Source organism: Sphingobium sp. BHU LFT2 (assembly GCF_018604485.1).
Classification (GTDB): domain Bacteria; phylum Pseudomonadota; class Alphaproteobacteria; order Sphingomonadales; family Sphingomonadaceae; genus Sphingobium; species Sphingobium yanoikuyae_A.
This window is the reverse complement of record NZ_JAFCGW010000001.1, coordinates 897445-915230: the sequence shown is the minus strand read 5'-3', so window position 1 is coordinate 915230 and position 17786 is coordinate 897445. Positions and strand designations below refer to the sequence as shown.

The following is a 17786-nucleotide window of genomic DNA, read 5'->3' as shown; positions in this document are numbered from 1 at the left end:
CCCTTGTCTTTTCCAAGGCCCTTGGAAGTCCGCGCGTCGCTGCGCTATGGGGTGGCGCGTCAGCGACGAAACGAATCCAGGCGTCGATGAACCGAGTCCCCGAACTGTCATTTACCCTCTTGCGTGTCGGCGGGGCTGTGGCACTATCTGTGGTATCGGGACCAAGGGGGTCACCCAATAGATTGTGATTGCATTGTCGGACCTGCTTCCGGCGATACGGGGCTTTTGTCCTTGCGATCGGATCGGTTGACCCCATTTCTGTCCCGGCCCGATCGGGTTCATGCTATGATGCCTGGGTGCGCCCCGGTATCGCTGGACCGAATCGAACGGAACAGGAACAATCGGGGGCTCGCATGGACTTTCGAGATAGTGAACAAGGTGGAAACGGCGACGTGGCGACGGTAATGGACGAGCGTATCGAGGATCTGGTGGACAAGGCCGAGCCCAAGGCTGCCAAGGGCAAGGCGACCGAGTCCGCGTCGTCCAAGATTCATGAGCGTCGCTTTCATGTCGTGACGGATTCGTCGCGCGATGCGCTGCTGACCGAATTCGGCAAGGACACGCTGAACGATCGCTATCTGCTGCCCGGCGAGAGCTATCAGGATCTGTTTGCCCGCGTCGCCGCCGCCTATTCGGACGATGCCGACCATGCGCAGCGCGTCTATGACTATATCTCCAAGCTCTGGTTCATGCCGGCGACGCCCGTGCTGTCGAACGGCGGCACCGGTCGCGGCCTGCCGATCAGCTGCTATCTGAACAGCGTCGACGACAGCCTGGAAGGCATCGTCAACACCTGGAACGAGAATGTCTGGCTCGCCTCGCGCGGCGGCGGCATCGGCACCTATTGGGGCAGCGTGCGCGGCATCGGTGAGCCGGTTGGCCTCAATGGCAAGACCAGCGGCATCATCCCCTTCGTCCGCGTGATGGATTCGCTGACCTTGGCGATCAGCCAGGGCTCGCTGCGTCGCGGCTCGGCCGCCTGCTATCTCGACGTCTCCCACCCGGAGATCGAGGAGTTCCTGGAAATCCGCAAGACGAGCGGCGACTTCAACCGCAAGGCGCTCAACCTGCACCATGGCGTGCTGCTGACCGACGAGTTCATGGAAGCGGTGCGCGACGGCAGTGATTTCAACCTGCGTAGCCCCAAGGACCAGTCGGTGCGCGGCACCGTCGATGCCCGCGCGCTGTTCCAGAAGCTGGTCGAGGTCCGCCTCGCCACCGGCGAGCCCTATATCGTCTTCTCCGACACGGTGAACCGGATGATGCCCAAGCATCACCGCGACCTGGGACTCAAGGTCTCGACGTCGAACCTCTGCTCGGAAATCACCCTGCCGACGGGTCGCGACCATCTCGGCCAGGATCGCACGGCGGTCTGCTGCCTCTCCTCGATGAACCTGGAAACCTGGGATCAGTGGAAGGATCACCCGACCTTCGCGGAAGACATCATGCGCTTCCTCGACAATGTGCTGCAGGACTATATCGACCGCGCCCCGCCGGAAATGGCGCGTGCCAAATATAGCGCCAGCCGCGAACGCTCGGTCGGCCTGGGCGTCATGGGCTTCCACAGCTTCCTGCAGGCACGCGGCATTCCGTTCGAAGGCGCCATGGCCAAGTCGTGGAACCTGCGCATCTTCAAGCATATCAATGCCAAGGTGAACGAGGCGTCGATGATGCTGGCGCAGGAGCGCGGGCCGTGCCCCGACGCCGCCGACCAGGGCGTTATGGAGCGCTTCTCCTGCAAGATGGCGATCGCGCCGACCGCGTCGATCTCGATCATCTGCGGCGGCACCTCGGCCTGTATCGAGCCGATCCCGGCGAACATCTACACCCACAAGACGCTCTCGGGCAGCTTCGCGGTGAAGAATCCCTATCTGGAAAAGCTGCTGGTCGAAAAGGCCAAGGATTCGAGCGCCGTATGGAACTCGATCCTGGAACGCGGCGGCTCGGTCCAGCATCTCGACTTCCTGACCCAGGAAGAAAAGGATGTGTACAAGACCAGCTTCGAGATCGACCAGCGCTGGCTGCTCGAACTGGCGGCCGATCGCACCCCCTATATCGATCAGGCCCAGTCGCTGAACCTGTTCATCCCGGCCGATGTCGAGAAGTGGGATCTGCTGATGCTCCACTTCCGCGCCTGGGAACTGGGCATCAAGTCGCTCTATTATCTGCGCTCCAAGTCGGTGCAGCGCGCTGGCTTTGCCGGTGGCGTGGAAGCGGACAACACGATCGACGCCCCCAAGTTCGAGATCGGCGAGACCACCGACTATGACGAGTGCCTCGCCTGCCAGTGACGCCGGTCTGACCTGGGCACGTGCGGCGGTTCAAAGCCGTTGCATCGCCCGGAAGGACGGGACGGAGACGATCGCATGACGGCGACCAAGCCTTTGGGGCTGAGGATCGCTCTTCTTGCGCTAATCTCGATCGGGATTGGCGTCGGAATCTACAGCTATTGGGTGGATACGCCGCAGTGGCGTGCGTTGTTCTGGATCACTCTGTCGCTCAGTCAGATCGTTATTCTGTCATATGAATTGCGTCATCCTGCTGCACCTGCGCCGGTAACCGCAACAACCGATGATTTCGTTCGCAAGATTGGCCAGCCACGTCATGCAAGCCAGCTTAGAATAGCTGGTATCGTCAGCTTCTCGCTGATTTTGATATTCAATATTTACATATTCTTCTCGGAGTAAACCCGATGCCCCTTCTTCAAGCCTCCAAGGTCTACAAGCCCTTCGAATATCCCTGGGCCTATGAATTTTGGAAGCGCCAGCAGCAGCTCCACTGGCTGCCCGAGGAAGTGCCTCTGGGCGAGGATTGCCGTGACTGGGCGCAGAAGCTCAGCGATCATGAGCGCAACCTGCTGACCCAGATTTTCCGCTTCTTCACCCAGGCCGACGTGGAAGTGCAGGATTGCTACCACGAGAAGTACGGCCGCGTGTTCAAGCCGACCGAGATCAAGATGATGCTGACCGCGTTCAGCAACATGGAAACGGTCCATATCGCCGCCTACTCGCATCTGCTCGACACGATCGGCATGCCCGAAAGCGAATATTCGGCCTTCCTCCAATATAAGGAGATGAAGGACAAGCACGACTATCTCGCCCAGTTCGGCGTCGATACGGACGAGGATATCGCCAAGACGCTGGCGATGTTCGGCGGCTTCACCGAAGGCCTCCAGCTCTTCGCCTCCTTCGCGATGCTGATGAACTTCCCGCGCTTCAACAAGATGAAGGGCATGGGCCAGATCGTCACCTGGTCGGTCCGCGACGAAACCCTGCATTGCGAGGGCATCATCAAGCTGTTCCACAGCTTCGTGAAGGAACGCGACTGCCTGACCGCATCGGTCAAGGACGACATCATGGACATGTGCCAGAAGACCGTCCGCATCGAGGACGCGTTCGTAGACCTGGTCTTCGAAATGGGCCCGGTTCCCGGCATGACGCCCAAGGACATCAAGAAATATGTCCGCTACATCGCCGACTGGCGCCTGGGGCAGCTGGGCCTCAAGCCCATCTACATGATCGACGAGCATCCGCTGCCCTGGTTGACCCCGCTGCTCAACGGCGTGGAGCATGCCAATTTCTTCGAAACCCGCGCGACCGAATATTCGAAGGGCGCGACCCGTGGCCAGTGGAACGACGTCTGGGACGCGTTCGACCGCCGCAAGAAGCTCAAGGGCGCCGAAGCGGCCAATGTCGACGAAAGCGATCCGGACATGTTCAAGGCCGCCGGCATCGCGGCGGAATAAGATCACAGCGCGACGCGCCATGCGCGTTGCGCTGTGATCAAGCCTACGCGGCGCTGGAGCGTTTCAGGCTGCTGATGCGTCAGCATCACGGCAGCTTGCAAGGGGCTTCAACCTGTTCGAGGGGAGGGGAGGCGCGGGGAGCGCCTCCCCTTTTTTGTGCGCCGCTGCAGCCCCCCGCATCGCGTCCATAACGGACCAGTCTCGCGCCGGAATGGCGATGCCCTGGGCTATGGTCCGGTCATGAGCAGCGCCGTCGATCCCCCATCTCCGCCATTCTACGTCTTCGTCTGCAATGTCTGCGGCAGCGATCAGGTCACACGGGAAGCCTGGGCGGCATGGGATGTCGCGACCCAGGCCTGGATCCTCAACACGGCCTTCGACTTTGCCTATTGCCATCGCTGCCTGGGCTATGCGCAGCTCGACCGGCTGCTGCTGACCAGCCCGCCATCCGGCTTGCCATCCCGCACCCCGGCCTTCCCGCCCGCGCCGGGCTGATCGGCGCGGCGGGCGTGACGCTTCCTTAACCGCCGCCATGCCAGACCGGTCGCCATGTTCGGCGTCCGACTCCGCTCCCTCTTCACCAGCCGCTGGATGGCCCTGCTCTGGGCGATATTGGTGCTGCTGAGCGCGATCCAGTTCGTGGGCAGCGACGGCGGCGATCGGGCCGGCGCGGATCAGACCGCGACCGCGGCGCTGGACGGCCTCGACAACAGCCAGCGCGCCATCATCGCCAACGCGCTCTGACAGGCGCGGGGCGGGCGTCGCGGGCGCGCTGTCCTATTCCTTCCCGCCGGCCTATATTGCCGTCCGGCGTCGGGCCTGTCTCTGACGCTCACTTGTTCCAAAATGACAAATGTTGGAAATTAAATGTCAGAATGTGCGGGAAATATGCGAAGTTAAGCGCAGCATTTCCTATTTCGGGGGAGGGGTGCTGCGCTTGGTCTCGTCATTCTGTTTCGATCATGCAACATTGTTCCCGGCAAACTGTTCTGACCCGCATCCCGTCGATGCGGAAAGTGGAGGACCGATGCGATGCCCAATGCCCTGAAGGCCATGATCGCCACGCTCGCCCTTGGGGCGATGGCCATTTCCACCCTGCCCGCTGCTGCCCAGCATCGGCCGAACGATCATCGCCCCGGTGGCAGCCAGCATGGCCGTCCCGGCGGTTCCAACGCGCATCGGCCGCCCAGCCATGGCGGCAATCATGCCCAGCGACCGCCGTCGCGCCCTGGTGTCGGTCGGCCGCCCCAGCATGGCCGGCCGGGGGCAGGCCGCCCGCCCCAGCCGGGCCGGCCCGGCAATGGTCGTCCGCCCCAATATGGCCGTCCCGGCAACCATCGCCCGCCGCCGCCCCGTGGCAATTATCGTCGGCCCGGCCCGCCGGTCTATGCCTATGACTGGAACCGGCCCGATCCGCGCTATGGCGGCCGTTATCGCCCCGACCGCTATTATCGCGGCGGCTATGCGCCGATCCGGGTCGACCGCAGCATGCGCATCTATCGCGGCTATGACGACCGCTATTATTGCCGCCGTTCGGATGGGACCACCGGCCTCATCATCGGCGGCGCGATCGGCGCGCTGATCGGTGGCCAACTCGATCGCGGCTATTCCAACACGGCGGGCATATTGATCGGCGGCGGCGCCGGCGCCCTGCTCGGCCGCGAGATCGACCGCGGCAGCCTCAGCTGCCGCTGATCGGAAAAGGGGGCGAAGACACCCCCTTTTTTCAGCACCAGGGGTGGCGGCGTCCGTCCCAGGTCCGGGCCAGCCCTTCGTCCACCAGCTGCTGGCCGATCGACTGGCCATCACGCGTCACGATCCGCAGCGCTCGGCCATATTTGTCGGTCGCCCGCCCGTCGATCTCCAGCGAGAAGGGGCCGGCATTCATCAGTTGCTGCAACCGGCTGGTCGCCCGCGCGCCCAGCGCGCCTTCCTCCGGGCAGCGCGGCCCATGGGTTTCGGGCGTGTCGATGTCGGCGATCCGATATTTCTCGCCCCGGAACCAGAAAGTGTCGCCATCGACGACGCAATTGGTCCCGCCGCCGCTATGGCAATAGCCGAAATCGGCCGATAGCTGGTCAGCGCTGGCGCTTGACGGTGTCATGCCGGTCGACGCCGTCGGCATCGCGATCTCGGGTGCCAGCCGCGCCCACCAGTCGGGCGCTTGCCAGCCGATCATCATCCCCAGCGCCAGCACCAGTCCCAGTGTCTTGCCACTGAAGCCGCTGCGACGCGCCGCCTCCCGGCGCCAGAGTGTGTCGATGCGGTCGGGGGTGAATCGGTCGGGGCGTCTGGACATGGCGCGCCCCTAGCAGGTTCAGGAAAAACAGAGGGTTAAATCTGATCCGGCTTGTCGCCATTTCGGGGCGAACCGGCGTTTGATCGGGATCAATGTGGCAAGCGCAGGGGATGCGCAGGGTGCGCCGGCCTCAGCCCATGGAGATTGCCGCATGAACGCCGCCGCGCCGCCCAGCCCCTATGTCCGCATCGGCGGCGAACCGGTCGTCCGCGCCATTGCGAACCGCTTCTATGACCTGCTGGAAAGCGACCCGGCCTATGCGCAGTTGCGCGCCATCCATGCCGCCGACCTCTCCGTCGTGCGTCATAGCCTCACCCGCTTCCTGTGTGGCTGGCTGGGCGGCCCACGCGACTGGTTTCAGCGCGGCACCTGCATCATGTCGCTGCACCGCGCCTTCCCGATCACGCCGCAACTGGCCGATCAATGGGCGACCGCGGCCGCCTGCGCCATCGCACTGCAGGAGGATCTCGACACCGACATCGCCGACGCCATGGCGGAAGCGCTCGGCCATATGGCGCGCGGCATGATCAATTTCGGCCTTGCGCCGGCACAGGAGCACCCGGCCTAGCGGCTAGTCGTCATCCTCGTTGAGGATTTCGTCCTCCTCGCCATCATCCTCGTCGTCCATGCGCGGCTCGCCGTCGAACGCGCCCTCGTCGATCCAGCCGGATCGGTCCATCTCGTTCATCTTGTCGACCAGGTCGGGGACATCGTCGGGGATGATCTGCGCCGGGTTGCTCCGTCCGCCATGCTCGCTCTCTTCGCTCAGGTCGCTGGTCCGGCCCAGCGCATCGTCGGCGACGTCGTTCGCCTGGGTGCCGGCATCGGCCTGTTCGCTATTCTCCTCGCTGTCGTCGGGGAAGGGGCGATTGTCGGACATCGTCATGGCGCGTCTCCTTGCAGGGGCATGTCCCCCTCCAACGATCACCCCATTTTCCCGTTCCGCGCAAGCGCGTCCGGAAACGCACTGGACAGCGCGGAACCAAGGGGGCAAAGGCCGTCGCGATCCTTTTCGCCCCGATCCTTTTCGCATCGCAACAGGAATCCCTCCATGTCCCGCCAGCTCATTTCCTCCGGCTCGCCCTTCGAGGCGCAGGTCGGCTATTCGCGCGCCGTCGTCCAGGGCGACTGGTGCTTCGTTGCCGGCACCACCGGCACCGATCCCGAAACCAAGATCATGCCCGAAAGCGTGGTCGATCAGGGCGTCAACGCGCTCAAGGTGATCGGCAAGGCGCTTGAAGACGCCGGCTTCTCCTTTGCCGATGTCGTCCGCGTCACCTATTATATCACCGACCCTGCCTATTGGGACGATCTGGGCAAGGCCACCGCGCCCATCTTTGGCGAGATCCGCCCGGCCGCCAGTTGCGTCGTCGCTGGCCTCATCAAGCCGGAGATGAAGATCGAAATCGAAGTCACCGCCTTCAAAGGGTAACAGGGACACATCATCATGATTACCATGTACGGCATCAAGAATTGCGACACGATCAAGAAGGCCCGCAACTGGCTGGACAATGAGCGCGTCGCCTATAATTTCCACGACTATAAGGTCGCCGGCGTCGACAAGGAGAAGCTGGAGGAATGGGTGATGGAGCATGGTTGGGAAACCATCCTCAACCGCTCCGGCACCACCTTCAAAGCGCTCGACGCGGGGGACAAGGCGCATATCGACGCGGACAAGGCGATCCTGCTGATGATCACCAACCCCTCGATGATCAAGCGCCCGATCCTCGACACCGGCAAGGGCACGGTCGTCGGCTTCAAGGCGACGACCTATGAAAACGCGCTGAAAGGCGTGATGGCGTGATCGGACGGGGGCTGCTGGGCATCGGGGCATTGCTGATGATGGGCCTGCTCCCCCTTTCCGCCGTCCGGGCCGCCGACCCGCTGATCATCGCGCATCGCGGTGCCAGCGGCGAGCGGCCCGAACATACGCTCGCCAGCTATGAGCGGGCGATCGACCAGGGCGCCGACTATATCGAGCCCGATCTGGTCCTGACCAGGGATGGCGTACTGGTCGCCCGGCATGAGAACGAGATTGGCGGCACTACCGACGTCGCCGACCATCCCGAATTTGCCGATCGCAAGACCACGAAGACGATCGACGGCATCGAAATGACCGGCTGGTTCACCGAGGATTTTACCCTCGGCGAACTGCGCACTTTGCGGGCGCGGGAACGTCTGCCTGATCTGCGCCCGGCCAATGTCCGCTTCAACGATCTCTATCTCATCCCGACCTTCGAGGAGATATTGAAGCTGGTCCGCGCCAAGGAGGCGGAGCAGCATCGGCGCATCGGCCTCTATCCCGAAACCAAGCATCCCAGCTATTTTGCCGGCATCGGCCTGCCGCACCAGCAGGCGCTGCTCGATCTGCTCGGCAAATATGGTTACACAAATGCCGACGATCCGGTCTTCATCCAGTCGTTCGAGGTCGGCAATCTGAAGGCCCTGCACGAAGCGACCCGGCTGCGTCTGATCCAACTGGTCGATGCGGAGGGTGGCCCCGCCGACGAACCCGGCACGACCTATGCCGACATGATGAGCGTCTCCGGGCTGGAGGCGATTGCCGGCTATGCCACCGGCCTCGGCCCGTCGGCCGCCATGGTACTGGCGCCCGAAGGGGCGACCGCTTTGGTCGGCCGTGCCCATGATGCCGGGCTTCAGGTCCATATCTGGACGCTGCGGATGGAAAACAGCTTCCTGCCCGACCGGTATAAGCGGCCGGACGATCCGCAGGGCCGGGGCGACTTTGCCGGCTATGTCCAGGCAATTGCCGCGACGGGCGTCGACGGCATTTTCAGCGATTTCCCCAGGCAGGCGCGCGACGCTCTGAGCAGCACGCAGCCCTGATCGGCAACATCGCATAAATTAAAGCGGATTTTCCCTTCTCTACCCTGCGGCTCGACTTGCCAAAGCCGGGCCGCAGGCGAATAACGAACAGACCATGCTGTCCCAGAAGACCCGTTACGCCATCCGCGCGCTCCAGCATCTTGCCGACCGCTATCGCCAGGGGCCCGTGCCCCTCAACGAGATTGCGACGCGCCAGAATATCCCGGCGAAATTCCTGACGGTGATCCTGTCCGAATTGTCGCGCGAAGGGCTGGTGGCGACCCAGCGCGGCCGTGACGGCGGCTATTGGCTGGCCTTGGCGCCGGTCGACATCAGCTATGGCGACATCGTGCGCCTGACCCGCGGCTCGCTTGCGCTCACCCCGTGCGCCAGCCGCTTCGCCCATGAAAGTTGCACCAACTGCCTGCCCGAAAGCGAATGCCGCCTGCACCGGGTGATGCTGCGCGTCCGCGACGAAACCGCCAAAGTGCTCGACAGCATCAGCCTCGCCGAACCCTTCGCGGCCGAAGGGCTGGGGTAGGGCGCCGCAGGAGCTGGCGTGCCGACGCCCTTGCGCTCGCCCCGCCGCTTCGCCACATCGGCAGCATGACCACGCCGCCGCTCAAAGCCGCCCTGATCCCCGTCACCCCGTTGCAGCAGAACTGCACCCTCTTCTGGTGTACGGAAACGATGCGCGGCGCCTTTGTCGATCCCGGCGGCGACCTGCCGGTGCTGAAGAAGGCGGCGGCGCAGCATGGCGTCACGATCGAGAAGATTCTCGTCACCCATGGCCATATCGACCATTGCGGCCAGGCCGGCGTGCTGGCCCGCGACCTCGATGTTCCGATCGAGGGGCCGCATGAGGAGGATCGCTTCTGGATCGACCGGCTGCCGCAGGATGGCGAACGCTGGGGCATTCCGGGCGAGAGCTTCGAGCCGGACCGCTGGCTGGTCGATGGCGACCAGGTGACGGTCGGCCATCTGACCTTCGACGTCTATCATTGCCCCGGCCACACGCCGGGCCATGTCGTCTTCCACCATGCGCCGAGCCGGCTCGCGATCGTGGGCGACGTGCTGTTCAAGGGCTCGATCGGCCGCACCGACTTCCCGCGCGGAAACCATCAGGACTTGATCGACGCGATCACCGGCAAGCTCTGGCCGCTCGGCGGCCAGACCGCCTTCGTCCCCGGCCATGGCGAGATGAGCAATTTCGCCTATGAACGGCGGACCAATCCCTATGTGGCCGACTCCGTTCTCGGTTAAACGCGTGCCATCGCCGGCGGGGCAGGCACGGCGCGAGTCGCGCCATAGGCGATATAGAGCGCCGCGACCGCTAGGCCGAGCATCACGATCCAGGTGAGCAGCGCGCCGCCCGCGCGCCAGACCGTCGGCTTGTCCGCGTCCATGCCAAAGCCATGGGCGATTCGCGCCAGCGCATAGATCATCGCCCCGATCCACAGCCATAGCGGCGCGCCGATCGCCATCTCGATCAGGCCAAAGAGAATCAGCACGATCGGCGTATATTCGATGAAATTGGCATGCGCCCGCATCCGCCGTGCCAGCAGCATATTCCCCGAGTCGCCGTGCAAAAGCTTCGCACCCACGCGGATTCGCGCACAGCGCACCGCCAGCCAGAAATTGATGAGCGCACAGGCCGCAGCCAGTGTAAGCGTGATCGGCAACAACATGGGCATCCCCCTATTCGACGGGCCGCCACCATAGGCGCGGCGGGCCGGCGGGCAAGGAAGGACTTGCACCATCTGCAAAAACGGCTATAGGCGCAGGGCTTCGCGATCAACCGGGCCGCATGGTCTGCGGCACCCGTGCCGTCGGCGTCTCATTTGGAAACCGGCCAGTCGCATAACCAGATTTAATTACGGAAACAGGTGCCGACATGGCTGTCCCCAAAAGGAAAACTTCCCCGTCCAAGCGTGGCATGCGTCGCAGCCACGATTCGCTGCGCGTCGAAGCATTCCAGGAATGCTCGAACTGCGGTGAACTGAAGCGTCCCCACAATCTGTGCGACGCGTGCGGCCATTATAACGGCCGCGAAGTCATCGCCGTCGGGGCGTAAGACTTTTTCGATCTCCGCAAAGGGGTGATCTCAGTGTCCAGCCAACCGCGAATCGCAATTGACGCGATGGGCGGGGATGAAGGCGTGCGGGTGATGATGGCAGGCGTTGCGCTTGCCCGTCGCCGGCACGAAGGACTCCGCTTCACCCTTTTCGGCGACGAGACCCGGATCAAAGCGGCTCTCGACAACCACCCCAATTTGCGGGCGGCGTCGGAAGTCGTGCATTCCGACACGATCGTCGAGGGCACGGACAAGCCCAGCGTCGCGATTCGCAAGAAGAGCAGCTCGATGAGCATGGCGATCAACGCCGTGAAGTCGGGTGATGCAGGTGCGGCGGTTTCCGCCGGCAATACCGGTGCGCTCATGGCGATGGCGAAGCTGGCGCTGCGCACCATGCCCGGCGTCGATCGGCCTGCGCTGGCAGCGATGCTGCCGACCCTTGGCGACAATGATGTCGTCATGCTCGACCTTGGTGCCAATACCGAGTGCGATGCGCGCAATCTCGTCCAGTTCGCGGTGATGGGGGCGGCCTATGCCCGCATCGCCCTCGATCTGGAGCGGCCGCGCGTGCGCCTGCTCAACATCGGCACCGAAGAGCTCAAGGGCACGGACGAGATCCGTGATGCCGCCGCCGTGCTGCGCGCAGCCGACACCCTGCCATTCTCGTTCGACGGCTTTACCGAAGGCGACAAGATCGGCCGCGGGGAAACCGATGTAATCGTGTGCGACGGCTTTTCGGGCAATGTCGCGCTCAAGACGGCCGAGGGCACCGCCCGCTTCGTCGCCGACCTGCTGCGCCGCGCCTTCTCCAGTTCGCTGCGGTCCAAGATCGGCTTCCTGATCTCGAAGCCGGCGATGCATCTGCTCAAGCATCATCTCGATCCCAACAATCATAATGGCGCCGTCTTCCTCGGCCTCAACGGGGTCGTGGTGAAGAGCCATGGCAGCGCTGACGCCAAGGGCGTGGCCAATGCGGTGCATGTCGCCGCCCGCCTGCTGGAAGAGGATATCACGCGACGCATCGCCGCCGACATGGCCGGGGTGCAGGATCTGTCCGCCGTCGCGTCCAAATTGGAGCTGCCCGTCAAGTGATGCGTCGATCCGTTCTCCTGGGCACGGGCTCGGCCCTGCCCGCACGCGTCGTCACCAATGCGGAACTGGCGCAGACCGTCGACACCAGCGACGAATGGATCGTCGAACGGACCGGCATCCGCACCCGCTATATCGCCGGCGAGGGGGAGACCACGTCCACGCTGGCGACCGACGCCGCGAAGCGCGCGCTGGAGGCCGCCGGCCTTGCCGCGCAGGATATCGATCTCATCATCCTGGCGACTGCGACCCCGGACCAGACCTTCCCGGCCAGCGCTACGCTGGTGCAGGCCGCCCTCGGCATCGATGACTGCGTCGCCTTCGACGTCGCGGCCGTCTGCTCGGGCTTCCTCTATGCGATGACGGTCGCCGATTCGATGATCCGCTCGGGCGCGGCGCAGCGCGCGCTGGTGATCGGTGCGGAAACCTTCAGCCGTATCCTTGATTGGGAAGACCGCGCGACCTGCGTGCTGTTCGGCGATGGTGCCGGTGCCGTCGTGCTCGGCGCGGAGGAAAGCGCGGAAGGCCAGCGTGGCATCCTCGCCGCCAAACTTCATGCCGATGGCCGCCACAACCAGCTTCTCTATGTCGATGGCGGTCCTTCGACCACCCAGACCGTGGGCAAGGTCCGCATGAAGGGGCAGGAAGTGTTCCGCCATGCGGTGGTGAATCTCGCCACCGTTCTGAAGGAAGTGATGGCGATGGCGGAGATGACGCCCGCCGACATCGACTGGCTGGTGCCGCACCAGGCCAATGCCCGGATTCTCGACGCGACCGCGCGCAAGCTCAAGCTTTCCCCGGACAAGGTCGTCGTCACCGTCGACCAGCATGCCAACACCTCGGCCGCTTCGGTGCCGCTGGCGCTGGATGCGGCGACCCGCGATGGTCGGATCAAGGCCGGCGATCTGATCGTGCTGGAAGCGATGGGCGGTGGCTTCACCTGGGGCGCCTGCGTCCTGCGGGTCTGATACGGCGGCGAAACGATCGCCCCTACGTATCTGACCTGCTTGCCGAATCACCCAACATGCATCACATTTGTGTCGCAATCATTTGCCCTGGCAGATGATGCAGGGGGGCACATTGGGGATTTGCGATGACCGGCACTGGCACACTGACCCGCGCTGATCTGGCGGAGAGCGTCAATCGTCACATTGGCTTGTCCCGCGCGGAAGCGGCGGCACTGGTCGAATCGATCCTGGAACATATGTCGACTGCGCTGGAGCGCGGCGAAAATGTGAAAATTTCGAGTTTCGGTACCTTCGTCCTGCGCGACAAGAATGAGCGCATGGGGCGCAACCCGAAGACCGGGATCGAGGTGCCGATCGAGCCGCGCCGGGTGCTCACATTCCGCGCGAGCCAGACGATGCGGGACCGGGTTGCCTCGACCTGAGGCAATTCGGTCAGCTTTTGTAATATTGGCGTATATTTACCGTAGTTGACCTTTACGGGACTATGGGTGCAACATTGCGCCCATGGAAAAGGCCGAGGGCGCATTTCTGACCATCAGCGAACTGGCGACAGAGCTGGGTCTTGCCCAACATATTTTGCGCTATTGGGAAACCCGCTTTCCGCAATTGCGTCCGCTCCAGCGATCGGGCAACCGGCGCTACTATCGTCCTGCCGATGTGGCGCTGGCACGACGCATCAACCAGTTGCTCAATGTCGAGGGCTTCACGGTCAAGGGCGCGCAGAAGGCGCTGGCCGATGGCACGGAGGATATAGCGATCGATCCGCTGCCCGCCGCGACGCCGGAGCCGGACCTGATCGCGCGGCTCGAAGCCATCCGGGCCGATCTGGCGCGCGCCTTGGGTCGCTGATCGCGATCAGAGCGTCCGGGCATAGACAAGGTCGCGGAACGGCACGTCCCCGACCATGAAGGTCAGTTCGCCGATCTCGACAAAGTCATGCCGGGCATAGAAGCGCCGCGCCCGATCATTCTGTGGATAGACGGCCAGCAGCAGCCGGCGTGCGCCGCGTCGCCGGGCCTCCGCCAGCACCAGCGCCATCAGCGCATCGCCATTGCCGCCGCCCTGCCATCCGCTCAGCAGATAGATGCGCTTGAGTTCGACATCCGCCCGGTCGTCGGTCGGCACCGGCAGGTCGGGCGGCGTGATCAGTGCATAGCCCACCGGCGCGCCCAATGGCGTCTCGCCGATCAGGATCGTCTGGGCCGGATCGGCGAGGGCTGCACGATAATAGTCCTCGCCATGCGCCTTGCGGATATGGGCGACCAGCGCCTCGCCGGGATGATCATGGGCAAAGCTTGCGAGGAAAGTGGCGCCGCCCAATATCGCCAATGCGGCGGCATCGGAGGCGACAGCCGGCCGCCAGTGAATCGGCGTGGTCAAACTCAGCGCGATCCCGGCCCCAGAGCCGGGTCCAGGTCGCGGGGGCGGGTGAAGCTCAGCAATGTGCCGCACTTGTCCGTCGTCGCGTCCCACTGGTCGATGGCGAGATCCATCACCGCGATGCTTGCGGTCGGGAATTTGATCTCCACATCCTCGCGCAGCGGATTGGCGCCATCATCGGGGACCAGGCTCAGGATCAGTTCCTCGAAGCCGGGATTATGCCCCGCCATCAGCACGCTGTCCGCCTCATCCGGCAAATCGCGCAGCACATCGATCAGGGTCGGGGCGGAGGCCAGATAGATGCGCCGGTCCCAGCGCGCGTCCAGCGTTTCGCCATAGCCGGTGAAGAAGGTGTCGAGCGTCTGGACGACGCGGGCAGCGGGGGATGCGACCAGCAGGTCGAACCGCATATCCTTGCGCGCGGCGAACTGGCCCATCAACAGCGCGGCCTTTTCCCCCCGGCGGTTGAGCGGCCGGTCGAAATCCCGCGCGACCGGATCGTCCCAATCGGACTTGGCATGGCGCAACAGGGTCAACCGCTTCATTCTCGCTCCAGCTCCTCGCGCCTTGTTGCGGCGGAATATCTCCTGCCGACTCGCAAAAACGCAGAAAACAAAGGCGCCGTGCCCAGTCGGGTCACCGCATGCCGGGTTCGCTTCCCTGATGCCCTACCGCTGTTCGGTCGCCAAGACCAGCGTCCTGCATGTCCCGCGCCTGCATCTTTGCGCTGACGGCGATGATCGCCTCGTCCAGCGTCAGCCGGCGGATCGGCGTGCCCGGCGGGAAGGCGCTCAGCAGCCGGCTCGGCATGGCGGCGGACAGGATCACGAAACTGCCCTTGTCCTCGGCGCGTCGGATCAGCCGGCCGAACGCCTGCGCCAGACGTGCGCGGATCAGCCGGTCGTCATAGGCGCTGCCACCGCCCGCCAGGCGCCGGGCGGCATGCAGCACGGTCGGCTTGGACCAGGGCACGCCCTCCATCACCACCAGCCGCAGCGAATGGCCGGGCACGTCGACGCCATCGCGCAGTGCATCGGTGCCCAGCAGCGATGCGCGCGGATCGTCGCGGAAGATATCGACCAATGTGCCGGTATCCATCGGATCGACATGCTGGGCATAGAGCGGCAGGCCGGCGCGGGCGAGCCGGTCGGCGATGCGCGCATGCACCGCCCGCAGCCGCCGGATCGCGGTGAACAGGCCCAGCGTGCCGCCGCCCGATGCCTCAATCAGCCGGGCATAGGCGCCCGACATGGCGGCGATGTCGCCGCGCTTGATATCGGTGACGATCAGCACCTCGGCCCGGCCGGGATAGTCGAACGGACTGGCCGCCTCGAACCGCTCGGCGCTGTGGGGCAGGTGGGTGACGCCGCTGCGCGCCTCGGCATTGGACCAGTCGCCGCCGCCCTTCAGCGTGGCGGAGGTGACGATCACCCCCTGCGCGGGTTGCAACACCGCTTCGGCCAGCGGCCGGGTCGGGTCGAGCCAGTGGCGGTGCAGCCCGATATCATATTCGCGCCCCTCGACCCGGTCGACGGTCATCCAGTCGACGAAATCGGGGTCGGCCGGGCCGCCGATCCGCGCCAGCAGCGCCAGCCAGGCGCTGATCAGGTCACGGCGCCAGCCCAGCGATCCGATCGCCCCTTCGATCCGCGCCCGCGCCGCGCCGTCGAGCCAGTCGGGCGCATCCTCCAATACGGCTTCCAGCCGCTTGGACAGGCGGACGAGAGGCTTCAGCAGCGCGTCGAGCGCGATCGCCGCTTCCTGCGCCGCCTCGACCAGCGGTCCATCGGGTTCGGCCAGTTCGGTTTCCAGGCCATAGCCGGCATCCGCCTCGCCACTGTCGGCGGCGCGCGCAAAGACGGTGCCGCGCACCGTGGCGAGCAGTTCCTCCAGCGGACCGAAGGGCTCGCCCGCCAGGATGCGTTTCAACCAATCATCGGCGGGCAAAGCGCGCGCGGCCTCCACCGCCGTGCGGATCGCCTCGCCGCCTTCCTCGTCATAGCTGGCAAGGTCGGACAGGCGCGCGGCCAGGCCCCGGCGGCGGCCGCGCGATCCGCCTTCCGGTCCCATCACCCAGCGCCGCAGTTCGATCGCCTCCTGCCCCGACAGCGCGACCGAAAAGGTCGAATCGGCGGCGTCGAACAGGTGATGGCCCTCGTCGAAGACGATGCGCTGCGGGCGTTGCCCGGTCTCGCGGCCGCGCGCGGCGTTGATCATCACCAGCGCATGATTGGCGATGACGATGTCCGCCTCGGCCGATGCCCGCGCCGACCGCTCGATGAAGCATTTCCGATAATGCGGGCAGCCGGCATAGATGCACTCGCCGCGCCGGTCGGTCAGCGCGGTGGAGCCGTTGCGCCGGAACAGAATGGGCAGCCAGCCGGGCAGGTCGCCGCCCACCATGTCGCCATCCTTGGAGAAGGCGGCCCAGCGCGCGACCAGTTGCGCCAATATGGCGGCGCGGCCGGCAAAACCGCCCTGCAACGCATCTTCCAGATTGAGCAGGCAGAGATAATTTTCCCGCCCCTTGCGCACCACCACGCGTCGCGCGGCGGTCGCCGGATCGGGGAACAGGCGCAGCGATTCCCGGTCGAGCTGGCGTTGCAGCGCCTTGGTATAGGTGGATATCCACACCGTGCCTTGCGCCTGCGCGGCCCAGAGCGAGGCGGGGGCGAGATAGCCCAGCGTCTTGCCGATGCCGGTGCCGGCTTCCGCCAGCAGCATGTTGGGCTGGTCGCGATGCGTGCGCGGGCGAAAGGCCTCCATCGCGGCGGCGGCATAGGCGCGCTGGCCGGGGCGGGGTTCGGCGCCCGGTCCGGTCAGGCTGTCAAGCCGCGCCAGCACGGCCTCCTCCTCCATCGCGACGGTGCGCGGGGCAGGGCGGGGTGCGGCTTCCTCCCATTCGGGCAGCTTGGAAAAGAGCCAGCGTTCCGCCTCGGCCGGGCGGCTGATGCGCGGCGCGACCAGCGGCGACCAGGGCCAGCGCAGCCGGTGCAGCGCCTGCGCCGCGGTCCAGCCGCCTTCTCTTTCTTTCCATTCCGGGGAATCGAGCCGGTCGAGCAGGGCCCGCGCCGCCATCTGCAACAGGGCCGGGATATCGCCTTCCTGTGCCGGTTGCGGCAGGTCCAGCGCCTCGGCCAGCCCCTTGGGCGTGGGCACCAGGAAGCGGGCTGGATGGACGAAGGCCCAGAGTTCCAGCAGGTCGAGGCCGTTGAGATCGGGATAGCCCAGCCGCTGGCCGGTCAGCGGTGCATTGAGCAGCAGCGTCGGCGTCTCGGCGGTGCGGGCAATGGCCTGCCCCTTGGCGACGCCCATGGTGCGGCTGCCTTCGCGCAGCCAGATGCCGCCATGGCTGGCATGGAGGGCGGGCAGGGCAGCAGGATCGATCACCCGCCCGGCTTAGGG

General features: G+C 65.0%; 23 protein-coding genes. 17 read left to right on the top strand and 6 right to left on the bottom strand.

Annotated elements, in window-relative coordinates:
* The first annotated feature begins 404 nt into the window (after positions 1-404).
* The 6 genes from JQK15_RS04575 (at position 405) to JQK15_RS04550 (ending at position 5440) form a co-directional block, all read left to right on the top strand.
* Positions 405-2291 (top strand): ribonucleoside-diphosphate reductase subunit alpha, encoded by a 1887-nt coding sequence (locus JQK15_RS04575; RefSeq protein WP_251007597.1) that lies wholly within the window; start codon positions 405-407, stop codon positions 2289-2291.
* Positions 2292-2366: 75 nt separating this feature from the next.
* The gene (locus JQK15_RS04570; RefSeq protein WP_037507310.1) at positions 2367-2687 is read left to right on the top strand and encodes a hypothetical protein; all 321 of its coding nucleotides are present in this window, start codon (positions 2367-2369) and stop codon (positions 2685-2687) included.
* Between the two features lie 5 nt (positions 2688-2692).
* Complete coding sequence (locus JQK15_RS04565; RefSeq protein WP_004209931.1) at positions 2693-3745, top strand: ribonucleotide-diphosphate reductase subunit beta; 1053 nt, start codon at positions 2693-2695, stop codon at positions 3743-3745.
* 240 nt (positions 3746-3985) lie between these two features.
* Positions 3986-4240, top strand: coding sequence for a hypothetical protein (locus JQK15_RS04560; protein WP_048936268.1), 255 nt, complete (start codon positions 3986-3988; stop codon positions 4238-4240).
* A gap of 54 nt (positions 4241-4294) precedes the next feature.
* Positions 4295-4489 (top strand): hypothetical protein, encoded by a 195-nt coding sequence (locus JQK15_RS04555; RefSeq protein WP_099232303.1) that lies wholly within the window; start codon positions 4295-4297, stop codon positions 4487-4489.
* A 288-nt stretch (positions 4490-4777) separates the two neighbouring features.
* The gene (locus JQK15_RS04550) at positions 4778-5440 is read left to right on the top strand and encodes a glycine zipper 2TM domain-containing protein (protein ID WP_214863709.1); all 663 of its coding nucleotides are present in this window, start codon (positions 4778-4780) and stop codon (positions 5438-5440) included.
* 31 nt (positions 5441-5471) lie between these two features.
* Here JQK15_RS04550 and JQK15_RS04545 read toward each other — a convergent pair whose 3' ends face one another.
* Positions 5472-6044 (bottom strand): thermonuclease family protein, encoded by a 573-nt coding sequence (locus JQK15_RS04545; protein ID WP_214863707.1) that lies wholly within the window; start codon positions 6042-6044, stop codon positions 5472-5474.
* A 151-nt stretch (positions 6045-6195) separates the two neighbouring features.
* Between JQK15_RS04545 and JQK15_RS04540 the strand changes: the two genes are divergently transcribed.
* Positions 6196-6612 (top strand): globin domain-containing protein, encoded by a 417-nt coding sequence (locus tag JQK15_RS04540; protein ID WP_214863705.1) that lies wholly within the window; start codon positions 6196-6198, stop codon positions 6610-6612.
* A gap of 3 nt (positions 6613-6615) precedes the next feature.
* Here the strand turns inward: JQK15_RS04540 and JQK15_RS04535 are convergent, their stop codons facing one another.
* The gene (locus JQK15_RS04535) at positions 6616-6930 is read right to left on the bottom strand and encodes a hypothetical protein (RefSeq protein WP_010336839.1); all 315 of its coding nucleotides are present in this window, start codon (positions 6928-6930) and stop codon (positions 6616-6618) included.
* A 165-nt stretch (positions 6931-7095) separates the two neighbouring features.
* Here JQK15_RS04535 and JQK15_RS04530 point away from each other — a divergent pair, with 165 nt between their 5' ends.
* From JQK15_RS04530 to JQK15_RS04510, 5 genes are all read left to right on the top strand, one after another.
* On the top strand, positions 7096-7476 hold the full coding sequence (locus tag JQK15_RS04530) for a RidA family protein (RefSeq protein ID WP_004209940.1): 381 nt from the start codon (positions 7096-7098) through the stop codon (positions 7474-7476).
* 15 nt (positions 7477-7491) lie between these two features.
* Positions 7492-7848: an ArsC family reductase gene (locus JQK15_RS04525; protein WP_004209945.1), complete on the top strand. Its 357-nt coding sequence runs from the start codon at positions 7492-7494 to the stop codon at positions 7846-7848.
* A complete protein-coding gene (locus JQK15_RS04520) occupies positions 7845-8891 on the top strand; it encodes a glycerophosphodiester phosphodiesterase (protein WP_214863703.1) in 1047 nt (348 codons plus the stop codon). Before JQK15_RS04525 ends, JQK15_RS04520 begins: the two co-directional genes overlap by 4 nt.
* A 94-nt stretch (positions 8892-8985) precedes the next feature.
* Entirely contained in the window at positions 8986-9411 is a 426-nt protein-coding gene (locus JQK15_RS04515; RefSeq protein ID WP_004209947.1) for an RrF2 family transcriptional regulator, read from the top strand.
* A gap of 65 nt (positions 9412-9476) precedes the next feature.
* Positions 9477-10133, top strand: a complete 657-nt coding sequence (locus JQK15_RS04510) for an MBL fold metallo-hydrolase (protein ID WP_214863701.1) — start codon at positions 9477-9479, stop codon at positions 10131-10133.
* On the opposite strand, the gene JQK15_RS04505 is transcribed toward JQK15_RS04510, so the two are convergent.
* The gene (locus JQK15_RS04505; RefSeq protein ID WP_010336844.1) at positions 10130-10558 is read right to left on the bottom strand and encodes an MAPEG family protein; all 429 of its coding nucleotides are present in this window, start codon (positions 10556-10558) and stop codon (positions 10130-10132) included. The two genes, JQK15_RS04510 and JQK15_RS04505, sit on opposite strands and share 4 nt — an antisense overlap.
* 206 nt (positions 10559-10764) lie before the next feature.
* On the opposite strand from JQK15_RS04505, the gene rpmF reads away from it, so the two are divergent.
* From rpmF to JQK15_RS04480, 5 genes are all read left to right on the top strand, one after another.
* Complete coding sequence (gene rpmF / locus JQK15_RS04500) at positions 10765-10944, top strand: 50S ribosomal protein L32 (protein ID WP_004209950.1); 180 nt, start codon at positions 10765-10767, stop codon at positions 10942-10944.
* Positions 10945-11010: 66 nt separating this feature from the next.
* On the top strand, positions 11011-12036 hold the full coding sequence (gene plsX, locus JQK15_RS04495) for a phosphate acyltransferase PlsX (RefSeq protein WP_010336845.1): 1026 nt from the start codon (positions 11011-11013) through the stop codon (positions 12034-12036).
* Positions 12033-13001, top strand: a complete 969-nt coding sequence (locus tag JQK15_RS04490) for a beta-ketoacyl-ACP synthase III (RefSeq protein ID WP_353047183.1) — start codon at positions 12033-12035, stop codon at positions 12999-13001. The genes plsX and JQK15_RS04490 overlap by 4 nt, the downstream gene beginning before the upstream one ends.
* Before the next feature lie 125 nt (positions 13002-13126).
* Positions 13127-13423, top strand: a complete 297-nt coding sequence (gene ihfA / locus JQK15_RS04485; RefSeq protein ID WP_004209953.1) for an integration host factor subunit alpha — start codon at positions 13127-13129, stop codon at positions 13421-13423.
* Between the two features lie 82 nt (positions 13424-13505).
* Entirely contained in the window at positions 13506-13850 is a 345-nt protein-coding gene (locus JQK15_RS04480; protein ID WP_214863696.1) for a MerR family transcriptional regulator, read from the top strand.
* Positions 13851-13856: 6 nt separating this feature from the next.
* Here JQK15_RS04480 and JQK15_RS04475 read toward each other — a convergent pair whose 3' ends face one another.
* The 3 genes from JQK15_RS04475 to JQK15_RS04465 form a co-directional block, all read right to left on the bottom strand.
* A complete protein-coding gene (locus JQK15_RS04475; protein ID WP_214863694.1) occupies positions 13857-14381 on the bottom strand; it encodes a GNAT family N-acetyltransferase in 525 nt (174 codons plus the stop codon).
* 2 nt (positions 14382-14383) lie between these two features.
* Entirely contained in the window at positions 14384-14926 is a 543-nt protein-coding gene (locus JQK15_RS04470) for a SixA phosphatase family protein (RefSeq protein WP_017499105.1), read from the bottom strand.
* A 91-nt stretch (positions 14927-15017) separates the two neighbouring features.
* Entirely contained in the window at positions 15018-17771 is a 2754-nt protein-coding gene (locus JQK15_RS04465; protein ID WP_214863692.1) for an ATP-dependent DNA helicase, read from the bottom strand.
* Positions 17772-17786 lie beyond the last annotated feature (15 nt).